The 19,135-nt window shown below is 32.1% G+C and carries 20 protein-coding genes; 8 read left to right on the plus strand and 12 right to left on the minus strand.

Translation table 11 applies throughout. The features are described from left to right. The first annotated feature begins 218 nt into the window (after positions 1-218). Entirely contained in the window at positions 219-524 is a 306-nt protein-coding gene (locus FQU21_RS07965; RefSeq protein ID WP_147677471.1) for a hypothetical protein, read from the plus strand. Positions 525-543: 19 nt separating this feature from the next. Further along, entirely contained in the window at positions 544-759 is a 216-nt protein-coding gene (locus FQU21_RS07970; protein WP_147677472.1) for a YgaP family membrane protein, read from the plus strand. 34 nt (positions 760-793) lie between these two features. On the opposite strand, the gene FQU21_RS07975 is transcribed toward FQU21_RS07970, so the two are convergent. Beyond that, on the minus strand, positions 794-4,258 hold the full coding sequence (locus tag FQU21_RS07975) for a methylmalonyl-CoA mutase family protein (RefSeq protein ID WP_147677473.1): 3,465 nt from the start codon (positions 4,256-4,258) through the stop codon (positions 794-796). A 150-nt stretch (positions 4,259-4,408) separates the two neighbouring features. Between FQU21_RS07975 and purU the strand changes: the two genes are divergently transcribed. Both purU and FQU21_RS07985 read left to right on the plus strand, forming a co-directional pair. Continuing rightward, the gene (gene purU / locus FQU21_RS07980) at positions 4,409-5,263 is read left to right on the plus strand and encodes a formyltetrahydrofolate deformylase (RefSeq protein WP_147677474.1); all 855 of its coding nucleotides are present in this window, start codon (positions 4,409-4,411) and stop codon (positions 5,261-5,263) included. Positions 5,264-5,398: 135 nt separating this feature from the next. Next, positions 5,399-6,493: an OmpA family protein gene (locus tag FQU21_RS07985; protein WP_147677475.1), complete on the plus strand. Its 1,095-nt coding sequence runs from the start codon at positions 5,399-5,401 to the stop codon at positions 6,491-6,493. A gap of 220 nt (positions 6,494-6,713) precedes the next feature. On the opposite strand, the gene FQU21_RS07990 is transcribed toward FQU21_RS07985, so the two are convergent. Together FQU21_RS07990 and FQU21_RS07995 are read right to left on the minus strand one after the other, a co-directional pair. Further along, entirely contained in the window at positions 6,714-7,355 is a 642-nt protein-coding gene (locus tag FQU21_RS07990) for a hypothetical protein (protein WP_147677476.1), read from the minus strand. 159 nt (positions 7,356-7,514) lie between these two features. After that, the gene (locus FQU21_RS07995; protein ID WP_187269348.1) at positions 7,515-8,642 is read right to left on the minus strand and encodes a TlpA family protein disulfide reductase; all 1,128 of its coding nucleotides are present in this window, start codon (positions 8,640-8,642) and stop codon (positions 7,515-7,517) included. A gap of 143 nt (positions 8,643-8,785) precedes the next feature. On the opposite strand from FQU21_RS07995, the gene FQU21_RS08000 reads away from it, so the two are divergent. Next, entirely contained in the window at positions 8,786-9,493 is a 708-nt protein-coding gene (locus FQU21_RS08000) for a DUF4197 domain-containing protein (protein ID WP_147677478.1), read from the plus strand. Between the two features lie 174 nt (positions 9,494-9,667). Beyond that, the gene (locus FQU21_RS08005) at positions 9,668-9,862 is read left to right on the plus strand and encodes a Lacal_2735 family protein (protein WP_147677479.1); all 195 of its coding nucleotides are present in this window, start codon (positions 9,668-9,670) and stop codon (positions 9,860-9,862) included. Between the two features lie 65 nt (positions 9,863-9,927). On the opposite strand, the gene FQU21_RS08010 is transcribed toward FQU21_RS08005, so the two are convergent. Continuing rightward, on the minus strand, positions 9,928-10,923 hold the full coding sequence (locus FQU21_RS08010; RefSeq protein ID WP_147677480.1) for an FAD:protein FMN transferase: 996 nt from the start codon (positions 10,921-10,923) through the stop codon (positions 9,928-9,930). Further along, complete coding sequence (locus FQU21_RS08015; RefSeq protein WP_147677481.1) at positions 10,924-11,301, minus strand: Na(+)-translocating NADH-quinone reductase subunit F; 378 nt, start codon at positions 11,299-11,301, stop codon at positions 10,924-10,926. It lies immediately after the preceding gene. A gap of 180 nt (positions 11,302-11,481) precedes the next feature. On the opposite strand from FQU21_RS08015, the gene FQU21_RS17785 reads away from it, so the two are divergent. Further along, positions 11,482-11,607, plus strand: a complete 126-nt coding sequence (locus tag FQU21_RS17785) for a hypothetical protein (protein ID WP_262712750.1) — start codon at positions 11,482-11,484, stop codon at positions 11,605-11,607. Further along, positions 11,579-12,223 (plus strand): CHAT domain-containing protein, encoded by a 645-nt coding sequence (locus FQU21_RS08020; protein ID WP_147677482.1) that lies wholly within the window; start codon positions 11,579-11,581, stop codon positions 12,221-12,223. Before FQU21_RS17785 ends, FQU21_RS08020 begins: the two co-directional genes overlap by 29 nt. A 144-nt stretch (positions 12,224-12,367) precedes the next feature. Here the strand turns inward: FQU21_RS08020 and FQU21_RS08025 are convergent, their stop codons facing one another. From FQU21_RS08025 to FQU21_RS08055, 7 genes are all read right to left on the minus strand, one after another. After that, on the minus strand, positions 12,368-13,114 hold the full coding sequence (locus FQU21_RS08025) for a LytR/AlgR family response regulator transcription factor (protein WP_246124794.1): 747 nt from the start codon (positions 13,112-13,114) through the stop codon (positions 12,368-12,370). Then, positions 13,101-13,910, minus strand: a complete 810-nt coding sequence (locus FQU21_RS08030) for a sensor histidine kinase (RefSeq protein ID WP_147677483.1) — start codon at positions 13,908-13,910, stop codon at positions 13,101-13,103. Before FQU21_RS08030 ends, FQU21_RS08025 begins: the two co-directional genes overlap by 14 nt. Further along, positions 13,892-14,512 (minus strand): hypothetical protein, encoded by a 621-nt coding sequence (locus FQU21_RS08035; RefSeq protein ID WP_147677484.1) that lies wholly within the window; start codon positions 14,510-14,512, stop codon positions 13,892-13,894. Before FQU21_RS08035 ends, FQU21_RS08030 begins: the two co-directional genes overlap by 19 nt. A gap of 4 nt (positions 14,513-14,516) precedes the next feature. Beyond that, entirely contained in the window at positions 14,517-14,996 is a 480-nt protein-coding gene (locus FQU21_RS08040) for a hypothetical protein (RefSeq protein WP_147677485.1), read from the minus strand. A gap of 73 nt (positions 14,997-15,069) precedes the next feature. Continuing rightward, on the minus strand, positions 15,070-15,702 hold the full coding sequence (locus FQU21_RS08045; protein WP_147677486.1) for a PH domain-containing protein: 633 nt from the start codon (positions 15,700-15,702) through the stop codon (positions 15,070-15,072). A gap of 335 nt (positions 15,703-16,037) precedes the next feature. Then, complete coding sequence (locus FQU21_RS08050; protein ID WP_147677487.1) at positions 16,038-16,973, minus strand: hypothetical protein; 936 nt, start codon at positions 16,971-16,973, stop codon at positions 16,038-16,040. 92 nt (positions 16,974-17,065) lie between these two features. Further along, a complete protein-coding gene (locus FQU21_RS08055; protein ID WP_147677488.1) occupies positions 17,066-18,835 on the minus strand; it encodes an OmpA family protein in 1,770 nt (589 codons plus the stop codon). Positions 18,836-19,135: the final 300 nt, after the last annotated feature.

The following is a 19,135-nucleotide window of genomic DNA, read 5'->3' on the forward strand; positions in this document are numbered from 1 at the left end:
GTTTGTTTGCAACTTAAATGGCTGTTTCGTGAGATTAGAAAATGAACTCTGAGTTGTGCTAATTAATTCGTGAATTCGTGGCGAAAGTTTTAGAGGTTAAACCATAGAGTTTGAATATAGTAAAATAATAATCCCGCGGATTTCGTGGATAAAAGCTGACTATATAATCCTTTCAGCTTGAATTTTCGAAATCTGCTGAAAATAAAAAAACAGAAAATATGAAATTAGTTATCGTTACAGCAGTTGATGAGTTTCAAAAAAATGTTTTGAAATTATTCAGAACCGCCAATATTAAAAACTTTAGCAGTTCGGATATTGATGGCCATAAAAATGGATCATCGGTCTTAATGGCTTCAAGTTGGTTTCCTGGAGAGAAATTCGGTAATGAATCCCGTTTGTTTTTCTCGTTTGCAGAAGATGAAAATATTGATAGCTTATTCGAATTATTGAAAGATTTCAATTCAAAATTAGAAACCAACAACCCTATTAAAGCGGTTGTGGTCCCTATTGAAAAATTTATATAAACTTAAAAAATAGAAAAAAATGTTAAATACATATTTTAGAGTTATTGTTGGTTTTATGGTGCTTTTAAGCGTTGTGTTAACCGTTTATGTTAATCAAAACTGGATGTGGTTTACGGTATTTATAGGCGTAAATTTAATACAGTCTGCCTTTACAAAATGGTGCTTATTAGAAAGTATCTTAATGAAATTGGGAATTAAAAAAGAAGGCGAAGCGGGCTGTAACGTTAAAAACTAACACACAGCTTGCCCAAATTCTTTATTAATTATCATTACATATTTCGGCGATACTGCCCGCCGACTTCAAATAAAGCATTTGTAATTTGACCTAAAGAACACACTTTACAAACCTCCATTAAGGCTTCGAATATATTTTCATTATTCACGGCTTTATGTTGAAGTTCTTTCAATAAAGCTTCTGTTTGATGTGCGCTATGCAGATTTTCTAATGTTTTAATTTGGAATTGTTTTTCTTCTTCCGTAGCACGAATCACTTCCGCAGGTAAAACCGTTGGAGAGCCTTGACTACTTAAAAAAGTATTTACGCCTATGATTGGAAAGGCTCCGCTATGTTTCAACGTTTCATAATACAAACTTTCTTCTTGTATTTTACTGCGTTGGTACATGGTTTCCATAGCACCTAAAACACCGCCGCGTTCTGTAATTCTATCAAATTCTAACAGCACGGCTTCTTCTACTAAATCGGTTAATTCTTCAATAATAAAAGAACCTTGAATTGGGTTTTCATTTTTATTCAACCCTAACTCTTTATTAATGATAAGTTGAATAGCCATAGCACGACGCACAGACTCCTCTGTTGGCGTTGTAATCGCTTCATCATAGGCATTTGTATGTAGCGAATTACAGTTGTCGTAAATCGCATAAAGTGCTTGAAGTGTAGTACGAATATCGTTAAAATCGATTTCCTGAGCATGTAAACTTCGCCCCGAGGTTTGAATATGATATTTAAGCATTTGTGCTCTGGCATTGGCGCCATATTTATGTTTCATGGCTTTTGCCCAAATTTTACGAGCTACACGACCAATAACCGCATATTCCGGATCGATTCCGTTGGAAAAAAAGAAGGATAAGTTTGGTCCAAATTTATTAATATCCATGCCACGGCTTAAATAATATTCCACGTAAGTGAAACCATTAGATAAGGTTAATGCCAATTGGGTAATTGGGTTTGCTCCTGCTTCGGCAATATGATATCCAGAAATGGAAACTGAATAAAAATTACGCACATTATTATTGATGAAATATTCCTGCACATCGCCCATAAGTCGCAAGGCAAATTCTGTTGAAAAAATACAGGTGTTTTGCGCTTGATCTTCTTTTAAAATATCGGCTTGTACGGTACCGCGAACTTGCGCTATGGTATTCTTTTTAATATCCGCATAAACGTCTGCGGGCAATACTTGATCGCCAGTAACCCCTAAAAGCATTAAACCTAAACCGTTATTACTTTCAGGTAATTCGCCATTGTATTTAGGACGTTCTTTACCTTTATAAATTTCAGTTATTTTAGCCTCTACTTCAGCTTCTAAATTATTTTCTTTAATATAAATTTCGCATTGCTGATCGATAGCGGCATTCATAAAAAAGCCTAATAACATGGGGGCAGGCCCGTTAATCGTCATACTCACCGAAGTCATCACGTGTGCTAAATTAAAACCAGAATAGAGTTTTTTAGCATCGTCTAAACAACAAATAGACACGCCTGCATTCCCAATTTTACCGTAAATATCCGGTCGTAAATCGGGATCGTTTCCGTAAAGGGTAACACTATCAAAAGCAGTCGATAAACGTTTGGCTGGTAACCCAGCACTTACATAATGAAATCGTTTATTGGTACGCTCTGGTCCACCTTCGCCAGCAAACATTCTCGCTGGGTCTTCTCCGGTTCTTTTAAAAGGATATAAACCCGAGGTATACGGAAATTCTCCAGGCACATTTTCTTGCAGGCACCATTGTAAAAGATCGCCCCAAGCTTGATATTTTGGTAAGGCAATTTTAGGAATCTGTAAATGCGATAAGGATTCGGAATGGGTTTCAATATTAATATCCTTACCTCTAACTTTAAAGCTATAGATCGGATTTTTATATGTATTAACTTTCTCGTCCCAAGTGGTAATAATTTCCCAATTATAAGGATCGAGGTTTAATTTTACTCTGTCGAATTCTTTTATAAGAAGCCTCAATAAACTTTTTTGAGATTCCTCCTCTGTCGTTCCTCCTTTATCATTCTGAGCTTGTTGGAGAATCTCATCTTCATGCAACCCTAATTTTCCAATCAGCGACTTCTCGACTGCATGTGATGACACATTCATTACAGAACAAATAGTTTTATAAATGCCGTAAAGCTTCTGAGCCACCTCAAATTGTTCCAATCCTTTTTTATCGTAAGCGCGGTTGTTTTCAGCAATTTCAGATAAATAACGTGTTCTATTAGGAGGAATTACAAAAATTTTTTCACTCATTTCTTTGGAAATAGTGAACGTAGATTTTAAATCGGCACCCGCTTTTTCAACCAAATTATCCATAATGGCTTTGTAAAGCGTATTCATTCCAGGGTCGTTAAACTGCGAAGCAATAGTTCCAAAAACCGGTAAATCGTCTTGATGGCTATCCCACAAATTATTATTACGCATGTATTGTTTTTTTACATCGCGTAATGCATCCAAAGCTCCTCGTTTATCAAATTTATTAATGGCCACCAAATCGGCAAAATCGAGCATATCAATTTTTTCAAGCTGTGTTGCTGCTCCAAATTCTGGTGTCATAACATATAAGGAAACATCAGAATGTTCTATAATTTCCGTATCGCTCTGCCCTATTCCCGACGTTTCTAGTATAATAAGGTCGAATTCCGCAGCTTTTAAAACCTCAACCGCTTCATTTACATATTTTGAAAGCGCTAAATTGGATTGTCGTGTTGCCAAACTACGCATATAAACACGCGAGTTATTAATGGCGTTCATACGGATTCTATCGCCTAAAAGCGCACCTCCTGTTTTTCTTTTTGATGGATCTACTGAAACAATTCCAACGGTTTTCTCTGGAAAATCTATTAAAAACCTACGAACAAGCTCGTCCACCAAACTCGATTTTCCAGCACCACCAGTTCCTGTAATTCCTAAAACAGGTGTTTTTGAGTTTTTATTTTTAATATGTATATCTTCTAAAATAGCTTTTGAAATCTCTGGAAAATTTTCTGCTGAAGAAATTACGCGTGCAATAGCTTTCGGGTTTTTATTTTTTAAAGATTTTATATCCACATCGAGTTGGTCTCCAATGGGAAAATCGGCCTTTTCAACCAAATCATTAATCATGCCTTGCAATCCCATTTCACGACCATCATCGGGCGAATAAATTCTACAAATACCATAATCCATCAATGCTTTTATTTCCGAAGGCAAAATAACACCGCCACCACCGCCAAAAATTTTAATATGTTCTGCACCTCGCTCCTTTAGTAAGTCGAACATATATTTAAAATATTCGTTGTGCCCACCTTGGTATGATGTTAAACAAATAGCATTTACATCCTCTTGAATAGCTGTATTTACAACTTCTTCCACGCTTCTATCGTGACCTAAATGAATGACTTCCACACCAGTAGACTGAATAATTCTGCGCATAATATTAATGGAAGCATCATGCCCATCAAAAAGAGATGCAGCGGTAACGATCCTTACTTTGTACTTTGGCTTATAAGAAGGCACTTGTTTCATTTATAAAAAAATCTTGATTATAAGGAAACAAAATTAAGGAATATTCAAAAAAAACAATCAATTACCCTAAATAATTCAAAATTATTTAACTAAACTATATTAACAGAAAATTAAACTATTTTTATCGCACAATTTTAGAACTAAATATTAATGAACAAAATAACCATTTTAATTCACTGTAAAGATTTACCAGGTATTATTGCTTCGGTAACCAATTTTATTACCGAAGAACAAGGTAATGTTGTTTACTTAGATCAGCATGTAGATCGAGAACAGAACGAGTTTTTTATGCGTTTAGAAAGTGAATTTCAAGACCCAAATTTTTCTACCGAAAACTTCAAATCATTGTTTAAAAAGCAATTAGCAGAAAAATTCAATATGAAATGGCGGATTTATTCTTCTGAAAAAAAACCAAAAATGGCCATATTGGTTTCTAAATACGACCATTGTTTATATGATATTCTTGGACGTTACAATTCTGGCGAACTCAATTTAGAGATTCCTTTTATTATTAGTAATCATACCGATTTAAAACATATTGCCGATAGTTTTAATATTCCATTTTACCATATTCCGGTCACTAAGGCAACAAAAGCTGAGGCGGAGGCTAAACAATTAGAATTATTAGAAGCTCATAAGGTGGATTTTATTGTGCTTGCGAGGTATATGCAAATAGTCTCTGGGAATTTAATAAATAAATATCCAAACAAAATAATAAATATACACCACTCGTTTTTACCTGCATTTGTTGGAGCAAAACCTTATCACTCGGCCTATAAACGTGGTGTAAAAATTATTGGAGCTACTAGCCATTATGTTACCGAAGAATTGGACGCCGGTCCTATTATTGAACAAGATGTAACGCGAATTACTCACACTTACACCATAAATGACTTAATTTCTAAGGGAAGAGATTTAGAAAAAATAGTTTTAGCAAATGCCATTAAACTGCACGCTAACAGGAAGGTTATGGTGTTTAATAACAAAACAGTAATATTTTCTTAATAAAGAAAATACTGTTAAATTTATCTTAAAACTTTTTTATCCCTATTTTTGTAAAAAATAATTGTGACTGATTATTTTATTCTGTGTCTAAAAGGATATAGAAAACTTTAACCATTATCTAAATTTTAATTTTTTATGAAAACAAATTTATTTTTATGCCTAGCTTTTGTTCTAGGTTTCGGATTCTCTCAAGCCCAAAATTTACCCGCTAATCCTTCGCCTGGGAAATGTTACGTAAAATGTATTACAAAAGACGAGTTTAAAACTGTAGAAGAAACCATTGAAGTATATCCAGCATATACAACTTTAGAAGTTATTCCTGCAACTTACAAAACTGTTGAAGAACGTGTTTTAATTAAAGAAGCGACTAAAAAATTCGTTTATGTACCTGCTACTTACGAAACTGTAGAAGTTCCTTATGTTCAAAAAGCTGCAAGAACAGATTTATCTATTAACCCTGCAACTTTTGGATCTAACTCTAAAAATTACGAATCTTATCCTGCAACTTCTGGATGGCAGTATAAAGAAACCGTATGTGACTCTCCTAACAAAGAGGATTGTGTTGTAGCTTGTTTTGTTGAATATCCTGCACAATACAGCGACATTACTTACACCACTTTAACAAAAGACGCTACTACAAGTTCTAAATCTATTCCTGAAGTTAGAACAACATACAAAAAACGTGTAATTAAAACACCTGCTAGAATGGATGAAGTTGAAATTCCTGCAGAATATAGTACTATTACGCGTCAAATTGTAGATACTGAAGCAACTACAAGATCGGTAACTATACCTGCTAAATATAAAACGTATACAAGAACAGTATTAGCTAAAAAAGGTGGAATTACAACTTGGGAAGAAGTTGATTGTGGATTATTAGACGCAAACGTATTACCAATTTTTTACGAATTAGGTAGCGCTCGAATTACACCTGCATCTAAAAAAATTATTGATGATACCTTATTACCTTTATTAAACAGTAAACCTGTTAGTATTGAATTAATGTCTCATACAGATTCTAGAGGAAACGACGATTTCAACATGTCTTTATCTCAACAACGTGCTAACTCTGTTGTTAACTATTTAGTATCTAAAGGTATTTCAAGAAACAGATTAACTGCTCGTGGATATGGTGAAACAAGATTAGTAAACCGTTGTGCTAATGGTGTTGAATGTTCTGAAACTGAACACCAAAAGAACAGACGTACAGAATTTAGAATTATTCAATAAGTCTAAATTTATTAATACTTTTAAACTACTGGTAATAGTTTAAAGGAAAATGCTCCTCTATATTTGAGGAGCATTTTTTGTTTCTTAAAGTTATTAAAAGGCTTTTTTTAACTATCTTCTACAACAAGGAATCTGAAATAAAAACAACTTCAGTTATTTTTTGCAAGGATTTTCAAAAGAAAAAATCTTCAACATATTACTAAATTATCTTAATTGTTAATTACGCTATTAATCGTTTTTTTGTGTTTAATCTTATTATATCTATAAATTCTTCGGGACTTATATTTAAAGCGGTTAAATCAATTTCAACAATACCTTTTGTAATGGTTCCTATAATTATTTTATGTTCATTAACACTCGTGCTATTCGCTCTTAATATACCATAGTCTACAATATTATTCCAATACAGCGTATTTCCATGATATTCAATGCCGTTTTTTGTAATTGATATTTTGGTTTTGTGCTGCATAAAATATACGCGATAGGCAAGAACACTCATAAATATACACATAAATGCAAACCCAATTAAAATTTCATTTTTAACAGTTGCGTTTATTATATCACTATAATTTACGAAGAAAACATATAGCCCCGCTAGGCACATTAGAATTAAAATTGCTTTATCAAAAGCGATATCATTTTTGAAATTTAAATTATGGGTTTGGGCAACTGACTTAAATTTTGAATTTCTAGAGTTGGTTGGTTTAACAAATGAAGATTCTGTAAAAAACTTCTCAAAATTATTAGTCGCATAGTTCTCGTTAATTTCATTCTTAAACCTATTCTGATATTTTTCAAATTCAGATTTATCTAGATCAAAAAAGGTACAATGATCATTAAAATCTGCAATATTATTAGTCAAAGCACAAACAAGTCCTTTTTTTAAATTATTTTTCCTATTTATACAAATTTTACAAAATGATCAATGATATGCTCTATTCACTAGGTTTTCATCAAATATTTCAATTGATATAACAATATGTTATTCAACTTTTATTAAAAAACAAACTATACCACCAAACTATCGCGCTCTATAAACGTATTCTGGATATGTTGCCACTTTCTTTTCTATCTTAACACCGTACTCTTCAAGGTTGGTGCTCATAAACTCAAAATATTTGTAATGAATTTGCCAATCGTGTAATGTGCTATCGGCTTCATAATTTTCATTCACAATAATAGGTCTTTCTAGTAAGTTAGACAATTGATAAAACACATCGTTAAAAGATACATTATCGGCCTGAATATCAGAATCTCCAATTAAATATTTTGGATTACCCACCCCCCATTCTATCTGGTTGGTATCCCAAAAGTTGGGATTATCAATATTTAAAAAGAATACTTCACCTTCTTTCTCAAATATTTTTTCTTTCAGTTTTAAAGCTCTAGAAATATAAGTTTCTTTGTTTTCAAAGGCTTTAGAACCTTCTTCAAAAGACATTTTATAATATTTATTCACCTCTGTTGGAATTTTAATTTGCGCCTTATTGCAATGGAGTGCATAAGCCAAAATATCCTGTAAACGCCCTTCAATTTCTAAAAAACCATGTTTGGTTACCATTTGGATACCAGAATTTATTTCTGGATCTACATCCAATTCTAAAACACTAAAAGACTTACGTTTATTATCATCATTATCAACAACAACCTCTTGCTTATATGCTTCTAACTTAAAAAAGTTTTCTATGGATATTGTTGTTTTATTTGCACGCAAATAACTAGCTATATCATATGATTTTAATTCAGCCGCATGTCCTTCCCAAAGTTTTTTACCTTCAGCATTAAATAAAATACCGTAAGGCAAGGTTGATATGTTATTTTTAGCAAAGGTTTCTCCTTCAAAATCTATTCCTACCGCAAGCCCCATAGTGTTCTTGGCCATAAAACGATTAACAACATCTTCATTTTCCTTGGTTAAGGATAGGATATAAAAATTTTCTGGAAACTGTTTTTGTAACGATTCCAAATATTTTGAAACATGGATACAAGGTCCGCACCAAGTGGCCCAAAAATCGATAAAATACAGGGCATTATCTTCAGTTGTTGCAATTGAAGATTCTTTTATTTTATTAGAAATATGTATTTGCCCAAAAAAGAGAGAGGGAATTAACACAAAGAGTAAGTAAAGTAATTGTTTTTTTATTTTCATTATAATTAATCTTAAGCTTGAATCTACTTTTAAATATCTATTAAACATAGATAACAATTATTATGCTAAAATAGTATTTTAAAAAAATAGATTGGTTTTCAATCCTAAAATATATCTTTGTTTATAATTTATAACTATATATTATGATACGTAAAGTTCTCGTTTTCTTATTTCTTTTTAATCTTACCGGTTGTGCCGAGCTTCAACAAGTTGTTAACCAATTACCACAAACAAGCGGTGTTTTAAGTAATGCTGATATTGCTTCTGGATTACGCCAAGCTCTAGAACTTGGAATTAACAAACAGGTTACTAAATTAACACAAAAAGATGGTTTTTTAAACAATGATTTGGCAAAAATTATGTTACCCGACGAATTACAAAAAGTAGATAAAACCCTTAGAGATATAGGTTTAGGAAGTCTTGCTGATGAAGGTTTAAAAATATTAAATAGAGCTGCTGAAGATGCTGTAAAAGAAGCCACTCCTATTTTTGTAAATGCTGTAAAAGAAATCACTTTTGCCGATGCAAAAAACATATTACTTGGTAGCAACGATGCTGCAACTCAATATTTAACTTCTAAAACACAAACGGCACTTTACGATAAATTTAACCCCGTAATTAAAAGTTCTTTTAGTAAAGTGGGTGCCGATCAAGTTTGGAATAATTTAATTACGAAATACAATACCATTCCGTTTACAAAAAGTGTAAATCCAGATTTAACAGATTATGTAACAGCACAAGCTTTAAAGGGTGTATATGCTATGATTGCGGTTGGAGAGGCTGAAATTCGTACCAAAGTAGGCGCTAGATCGACTGCTTTATTACAAAAAGTTTTTGCCTTACAAGACTAATATTTATACACGAAATATAAAATTCGAATGCAATTTAAGTTGTATTCGGATTTTTTTTTTTCAAATTACAATAAAAAAAAGCAATAATTAAAGACAAACGGTTTTTAAAGTAAGAAAAACAATAATTAAATAAAAAAGTGTATATTTATTACTACTAACTTTTTTACAACCACCATGAACAGAATTGACAGCCTTAGAACCACTGAAAATCGATTAAACCAGCGTTATAAAGCCTTGGTTGAGCAAGCCTATAACTTTCGACATACCGATCCTGCCTTAAGTGATATTTTTGAATATAAATCTATAAAATTACTAAATAAACTAAACCGGCTAAAATATCTAGTTCGAGATGTACCGGTGCAAATTTAACATTAATTACGATTAAGAAAAACGTCTTTTGATTGCCCTTTAAAATAGAAATCTATAAATAAGTATTACTCCAAAAACCCATTCAATGCTAGAGTTTCTAATTCTGAATTTTCATTTTCAAAAATTAAAAACACTTTAAGCTCTGGGTGATTTTTTAAAAATAATTTGATGTTTTCTATCCCCATGGCTTTAAACGCCGTAGCATAGGCGTCGGCTGTCATACAATCATTGGCTATAACAGAAATACTTAACAAATTGGTTTTACTCGGGTAGCCAGTTTTGGTATCAATGATATGTGCGTAACGGTTTCCTTTTTCATCTACTTTATATTTTCTATAAGTTCCCGATGTTGCCATGGCTTTATCGTTTAGAAAAATAACTTTATTTATAGATTGTGTGCCGTTAAAATTAGGATTTTCTACACCTACTCTCCAAGGCTTTTTACTATCTAAATTCGAACCTCTTGCCCGAAGTTCTCCTCCAATATCGATAAGGTAATTTTTTATTTTTTTTCGTTCCAAAAACTCCCCAACAACATCTACCCCATACCCTTTTGCTATGGCATTAAAATCGATAAAGGTACCTACTGGTTTAATAATACTGTCTCCAACCAACTTTACTCGATCCAAACCTACAGATTGCATTAAATGTTCAATTTTAAGGCTATCTAAATCTACTATTTTCCCCTGTGGACCAAAATCCCATGCATTAACTACCGCGCCAATAGTAGGGTCGAAAGCACCATTTGTGGCTTTAAAAATAATTTTAGAATTTAGGTATACCTTTTTAAAATGCTCGTCTACCGCTACAGATTCATTTCTATTTAATTTTGAAATATCGGAGTCTTTTTGGTAAGTAGACATCGATTTATTAATTATAAAAAACAAGCTATCCAGTTCTTTTTGGTAATTAATTTCCGAACTATAGGTCACTTGATAAAACGTTCCAAATACAGAACCTTGTAATAAGGTATTTTGTTTTTCAGTTAATGTTTTAGAGGTTTGATTTTGCTTACAGGAAGCAAACAACAGGATACCTAGTAAAAAATACAGGTTTTTCATTTAGTTTAAATTCGTGTCTAATACCTGAATACCGTTATACTCCATAAGGTACTCTTCATTTAAATATAAATTTTCATTTTCACCATTTAAACTCCCAATACCAACTCCTGCGTAGAGTACTTTGGCATCGTTTTCACGGGCGTGTTTTTTAAAACTTTCCATCCAAACTACGTCGTAATTGTTAGGATTTTCTGGAAGAATAACGGCCCTAACAATAACAAAAAAATACTGTTTGGTTTTGTCCATACAAACAAATTGTGGGTGTTTTTTTAGTTTACTATTTATGGCAATAAACTCAAAACCGCGTTGTTCTAAGTCTTTTCCAACGTGGTTCATGGCCAAATTATGAAGTTCTTGTTTTGATAGTGGTTTACTCATAATACAAAAATAAAATAAATGTTCTGATTAATGATGACATTTTTAAACTGTTTCGATGTAGTGTAAATAACCATAAAACCAAAATCATGTAAAAGCAACAAAAATTACGCTATCCAGCTATAATTTACCTTATAGCTTTTCAAAAAAAATAAAAAATCACACGAATTAAAACCTAACAAAATGAAAAAAGTCCATGTAATAACCATTGCTATTTTAACTGTAATTTTCACAGCGAATGCTCAAGATATAAAAATAGGCGCTAAAGCAGGGTTGAAATTTGGCAAAAGAATATTCGCAATTATTTAATGGAACGTTCTTTATTAATGAAAACGCCTCGAAACAAATATTTAAAAATGAAGCCAACGAACATAAAATCATTCATATTGGCACACACGCAGAATCTAATAATATATCGCCCGAATTATCGCGATTGATTTTTGCAAAAAATAGTCCTGAAGAAGACAATTCACTTTACACCTATGAGATTTACAATGAAAACCTAAATGCCAATCTAGCAATTTTAACCGCTTGCGAAACCGGAAAACCCAGCTATCAGGCAGGAGAAGGTATGATATCGTTAGCTCATGCTTTTAACTATGCAGGCAGCGAAAGCATTCTAACCAGCCTTTGGAAAATTGATAAAAAATCGAGTGCCGAAATTATTGAATTATTTTTTAAAAATATTAAACAAGGTTTACCAAAGAACAAAGCATTGCAACAAGCAAAATTACACTATATCTCATCAGCTGAAGGCAGAACGGTAAGACCTGAATACTGGGCTGGTTTAATTTTAATTGGAGATACCGCACCTATTAATTTGAATTCTTCTTCAAACCTAAATTGGTGGTATTTTGTTTGTGCCGCGTTCGTCATTCTAATTGTTTTTTTCGTTCTTAAAAAACGAAACCAACACAAAAACTAAAATTATAGTACAGTTTTCTTTAAAATCGACCATACTGTTTTCGCTTTTATAGTATGCTCACTGCTGTTGGGCACTATTTTGATTCGATATAAAAATACCTGCAACATTTTCACATAAAAAAGGAATTGATTTTGTTTTTATTTATCAGTTTTTCAAATTATTTAAAAAATCTTGTCGCCTATTCCTTGAAACTGGAACTTTATGATTTTCAGATAAAATAAGATAACCTTCATTTAAATATTTTTCAATATAACTTAGGTTTACAAAATAAGATTTGTGTACCAAATAAAAATCGCTATTATCAAGTAACTTACTAAAATGCCCGATACTATGAGAACTTAACATAGGCTTTCTATTTATAAAATGAATTTTGGTATAGCCTTCGACGCCTTCGCAAAAAATAATATCCACCATTTTAACAAATTCTAACCCGTCTTGCGATGGTATAACTATTTTTTTATTCTGAAAAGTTTGTACCCCGAGATTTTCAATAAGTAATTTGTTTTTTGCGAGGGCTGTTTTTTCTTCAATATTTTTTGAGGCATTTTTAACTGCTGCTACCAAATCGGCATTATCAATAGGTTTTACTAGGTAACCAATAGCACAATGTTTAATAGCGTCTATGGCATAATCGTTAAATGCTGTGGCAAAAATAATTTCAAAATTGGGTTCCGAAAACTGTTGTAAAACATCAAACCCATTTAAATCTGGCATGGCAATATCTAAAAAAATGAGCTGTGGTTCTAGCTTTTTTATAAGCGCCACACCTTCTACAGGACTTTGTGTTTCGGCTATAATTTCTATATTGGGACACAAGCGTTCTATCTTATTTTTTAAAATAGCTAAGGCTTTGCGTTCATCGTCTATCAGTATGGTTTTAATCTTCATCATTTATATTCTGACTAAATTTTAAAGTGACTTTTGTACCTGATTTTTCTTCGCTTAGCGATCGATCTTCAATTTTGTAATCCACATGCCATAAGCCTCTTTGATTTAAAAAGTGCAAGCGTTCGGCTAATACTGCTGAAGAATGCGACTCGTTTTCCTTTAAAATATTATGGTTCAATTTCTTTGCTTGTTTAATACCTATCCCATCATCAATAACCAAAACTTCAAAACTACTTTCTGATAAATAATTAAAATGAATGATAACGCTTCCAGTCCCTTTTTTATTAAACAATCCATGATTTATGGCATTTTCAACTAAGGGTTGAATAATCATCGTTGGTATTTGAAAATCATCGGGATCTAATTCAGAATCTACAATGATTTGGTATTCTAGCTCTTCTTCAAAACGCAACTTTTCTATTTGAAGATAATTTTCTAAAAGGCTAATTTCTTCACTTACTCTAATATATTGTTTTCTTGAAAATTCGAAAAATTGCCGCATCAATTTTGAAAACTTAGCTAAATAATCTTCCGACGTTTCAACATCATTTTGCTGAATATAATATTGAATAGCATTCAATGAATTATGTACAAAATGTGGATTCATTTGTGCTCGCAAGGCTTTTAGCTCTAACTCATGTTGCTTTTTTTGATTCTCTAATGCCGATTCTAAATTTTCATTGATTAGCTTATTTTTTCTATTGGTAAATACCACAAATAAAAATACTAAGGCGAGCACTACTAAAAGCGTAATGAAAAAAATAATGATAAAAATGGAGTTTATTTCTTCCTTAAACATAAAAAGCTAATTGTAAAAAACCCGTACATAATAATATTTAATAACATAATTGCAAATAGATAATCGGCACCCTTGATTTTAATATATGGCATTAATAATTGTAAAGGTAAAAATCCTAAATAGAATATTAACAGTCCTGTAACTAACCAAAATTGCTGCTCGGTTTTAAAGGTAATAACTCGACTGCTATTTAGTAATTCTGAAAAATAAAGCGTTGAACATATTAAAACTAAAACCGTAATTGTGGTTAATGGAATTCGCCAAAGACCTAAAAAAAAACGCTCTTGAAACAAAGCTAAAACTATAGAAATAAAAAATAATAACCCAAATGCTAATATTAGTTTTTTATAACTTAAAATTTGATAAAACCAATACAGATAAAAGCTACCAGAAATTACCGTAAACATATTATACACCCAGTAACTTTTAATATGGCACATAGACACACAAACTACGGCAGCAACCTCTGTAAAAACCACAAAAGCCAAGAATCCTAAAAAACCGCGCTGAGGCGTATTTTTATATTTATGCCATAACAAAACAGCAACTATAAAAGCCAACGCTTGAAAAGACCATAATATAATTCTTGTTGTTGTAAACATATAGTTAATCTAGTTCTTCTGGTTCCTCGCCCGCCGTGCCATAATTTAAACATTCAATATTTGAACTATTTTTATTCCTTGATCCGGCAGACCGTGTGATTTCTTCAGAATGTGTTGGAGCGAAAAACATAGTGGTTTCAATCTTGCCTTTTTCCTTTACCGCTCCTAAATAAACTCGTAAACCTAAATTACTATATCCTTGTTTTTTAGATGTTTCTCTAACATAATGAATATAATTTTCTAATTCATCTATATCAAACCATATTTCTCGGTTTAATTTTACAGGTATCTTACTATCCAATAAGGTATCTTTTATAATATTATATACTGCTGCTTTATACAATTCTTCTTTAATATTTGCTACTTTATTACTAATAAGTCCTTTTGGTTTTTCATATTTATATTCCTCTATTTTGCTACAAGCATTAAAACTAACCATTAAAAATATGGTTACTATTGGTAATACAATTTTTGTAATTTTCATAAATAATCGATTTTAGTTAATTCTGTTTATAAATATAGTTTTTAATATTTGTTTTCTAAAAATAGCCTACTAATTATGAACCTTTTTTTTGGAAAATTCCCTTACGGTTTCCCTTGTTGCTTTCGTAATACAGTTGTTCTAAAAGTACTCTTTCTTTAGACGCAGGCAAACAATCTTGCATTACCCCATACACTTTAAGTGGTGCATTTAGAAATAGAAATCTACTATATATTATTTTACCACCCTCTCTTTTAGTTGATTTTACAAGACCTGTATCTATTAAAATAGTTCCGGATCCCGCTAATCTATCCAAAACACTAACGTGTATAAAAGAGTCCTTAATTTGACTAAAATATATAGAACGTACATTGGCACCTATAAGCCCTGTTTTTATTAAAATACGCTTACTTGTAATGGCATATTCCGTAATATCATAATATACATAAGTGGCAAATGGGGTTAAAAATGCTAGGAGAGCAAAACCCAAACACAACATATTTAAGGATTGAAGACAGGCTATATTATAGGTTTTTAGTCCTTTAAAAATACAATCTGCATTATTTGAGTTTAAAAAAAATAGCATGGAAACCCCTAAAAAAATAATGATCAATAAACAAGAGAAAAGTAAAATCGTTTTTAACTCAGGCCTACCTTTCCAAAGTAATTTTTCATTTGGTTCTAATATGAGTTGAAGATATTTGATCATTATATTATTTTTAAAATGAATATTGGTTTATAGAAGATCTAATCATTTTTTAATACTATTAATATTTAAAAATTGGTCATGATTTCGAATTTCTAAACAGTTATATTACAGCCTGAAAATATAAGAAAAACCAACTGTTGTACGATTTTAATAACTCTCAATAGTAAAAAGACGATTTTGAAAATTTTCGCCATCGCCTTTTTTGTTGATTAATAGCCTTACAAATATTCCACTATTTAGGATTAAGAATAACACCGAATAGCGGAATGGTCGTTTTCAGTAGATTTATGGTCCATTTGATTTTATAAACTGCAAACAGAATAGATTTAAAGCCCTTATTTAACCGTTTCATTTATTAAACAAAAATTATCAAATCCTAAAAACATTTTACCATAATCATCAAAGGGTTGATGAGAATTGGTAATCATAATATGATTGATACCGTTTGTTGGAAATGTTAAGGCACCAGAATCAATGCTAAAAGATGTGGTTGTCCAAGTACCCGGAGTTGTTGCTGTAATGGTAATTTCACCTAGAAACACCGTATTTACAGCACCAAACAAATCTAAATTTGAAGGTGTATTTAAACCTGTTGGATTGGCAGGAAGTGGATCTGCTATTGGATGATACACCCCATAAACACCGACTTTTACAGCATTAGAGGCTCCACAATTTATACTCATGTTCGCATAATCTAAAGTTAAAGTATAGCTTCCTGTATTTTGAAAAATGGTACCTGCCAATTCATTAAACATTCCTTCTCTATAAGTAGCCGGACGAGTTAAACTAGTACTATTCTCAATCCACATACCAGCATAAGCTCCAGATAATGGTGTAGGTCCATTAAAGCAACCTGCTCCGTAAGATGTTGTGGTATCGTTAAACAAATCGGCTAGACTACCATTTTGCCACAAAGGCTTCCAATGCGTTGCTAAATCGATATCTTGATCCACAGAAGCATTTGGATCTCCGGTAAGGGTTTCAAAACTTCCATTTTGTATAAATCCTGGACATTCATAAAAGGTAGCGACCTCTCGTTCTGGAATACATTCACAGAATTCATTGACTTTACCATCCAGTTCTCCATCGCCATTAGAATCGCAAGCTTCTTCAAAATTTAACTGTAATACTTCACAATCAAAAATAACTCCATAGCCACAGCCTTCTTCTCCATCACATGATACATTCAACATGGAAACGGCTAACAAAATGCCAAAATAAGGATTCAATCTTTTAATTTCTTTTACTAAGTTTATATTTAATATTTTCATAATTTCTAAATTTTAATGAAGTCAAGGCAGCTTTTTACTGCCCTGACTTTCTGACTAACTAAATCAACCAATTAACTAACTCAATTATTATATTAAAAGCACACGACTTTAAATTCTGTTCTACGATTAACACGGTGTTCATCGTCTGTACACGGTACATTATTAGCACATTTGGTGTTTTTAAGTTCACTTTCACCTGCACCTCTGGCAATTAATCGATCTCTTGAAATCCCTTGACTTATAATATAATTTACAGTAGCATCGGCACGACGTTGAGATAAACTTTGGTTGTACGAATCGCTACCTTGACTATCGGTATGTGATGACATTTCGACTGTAATATTCGGATTATCTTGCATTAAGCGAACCACGCGTTGTAAATCTGGAATAGATGCCGGCAATATGATAGCCTTATCTAAATCGAAATTAATATTATCAAGTTTTATAGCTTTACCACATGGATCTACACACATTTCAAAATCTATAAATAAGGTGTTATTTCGGTTAAGAGCATTGGTAGAAACTTCTACTTTATTTGAATAGTAACCATCCTTTTTACCACTAATTTCAAAAGTTGACGCTTGTTTTAAATGAAATATAAAGTTACCGTCGTTATCAGACAATGTATTTTTCTGTCCCACATTTACTTTATCTTTAAGCATCACATCGACACCTTGAATCGCTGTATCAGAATTACACTCTACAACATTTCCTTTTAATATGAAGTTTAAATCGCCGTACAGAATTACTTTTTGAATCCCTGCCCCATCTTTTTTGCAATCTTTAAACTCATCTACAGAGATACTACTTTCTTCTAAAGCTACATCATAAAGCTTTCCACGAATTATATAATTATTCTCGGCTACATCACTAAATACAACCACACCGTAAGAATTAGTAGTTCCTGTCTTTACAATATTGCCACTCATATCGGCTAATACCACATCGGTATCGGCTAAGGTATCTCCAGTAAATTTATCTTTAGCGGTTACAGTTACACCACAACCACAAGTTGCACAACAATGTGGAAAATGATCTTCTTTACACACTGGGCAAACATTTTCTTTTTTTGTGAATTTATACGTAATACCTACAAATGCTCCAACAGATGAAATATCACAATCGCAAGGTTCTTCTCTTAATAAAGGGTGACCATCTAATGCCATAATAGGCTCTTCTGCGCTAACTAAAGCAGCACTAACAGGTTGATAACTTGCAGATCTTCCAGATTCATTTAATTCCTCGACATCAAAGTGGCGCATATAATAACCACCAGCATTAACACCGAAATTCTTATTAAAGAAATAAGTAAAACGGACTTGTCCTTTTGTAGAAAATACGCCTGAATCTTTGTATCCCGCATGAAAGTTTAATGGAAAAACATTAAATGCTGTCGAAGTACCGATAAGTTCCGTACGACCGCCTTTAATGGAAGCCAGTCCCACCCGCGTATTTAATTCCGCAGTAAACTTACCGGAAGGCGTTCGATATTGAAAATCGGGTCCAATACCATAAAACATTCTCGTAATTTTATCTTCGGATAATGTGAAGCTATTAATAGCCGTTGTTTTATCAAATTCGAATAAATCTGCTGTTGGATAAACACTTTCAGGTTTATTGTTGATGTAATCGAAATCGGCACCAATACCAAACCAATTCCAGTAGTAATCTACCGATAATCCTAACTCTAATCCGCCGTTATAATCGATATAAGGCGTATTGTTATTATAGCTTGGAAAATCATAACCCACTCTTGGGCTTATTTGTAAATAATTAGTTTCTAATGGCAAATTTTGAGCCTGTGCAGAAAATGTATTCACAAATACAAATAACATGCATACTAGTTTTAATAAATTTTTCATAATAAATAGTGTTTTAAATTTGTTCCTCGTACTTATATCAAAAAGGTTTTAAAATTGTTACCCTACTTTTTAGTAAAAAATTTAAGACCGCGATCAATATTTAATTTTTTCTTTAATGATATAAGCACCTACTCAGTATTATTACCGCATTTAAATCGAATTGCTGTAACGTACTACTCAAACAAAACACATAAAAACTCATACTAAATATTGAGCACAAAAAAACCCTATCTGTTTTTTTACCAGATAGGGTTGTTATAATTAAGATTCCTAGATTTACTTTGGAATACTATATTTTAA

Origin of the sequence: Algibacter pacificus, assembly GCF_008033385.1 — a bacterium.
Taxonomy (GTDB): Bacteria; Bacteroidota; Bacteroidia; order Flavobacteriales; family Flavobacteriaceae; genus Algibacter; species Algibacter pacificus.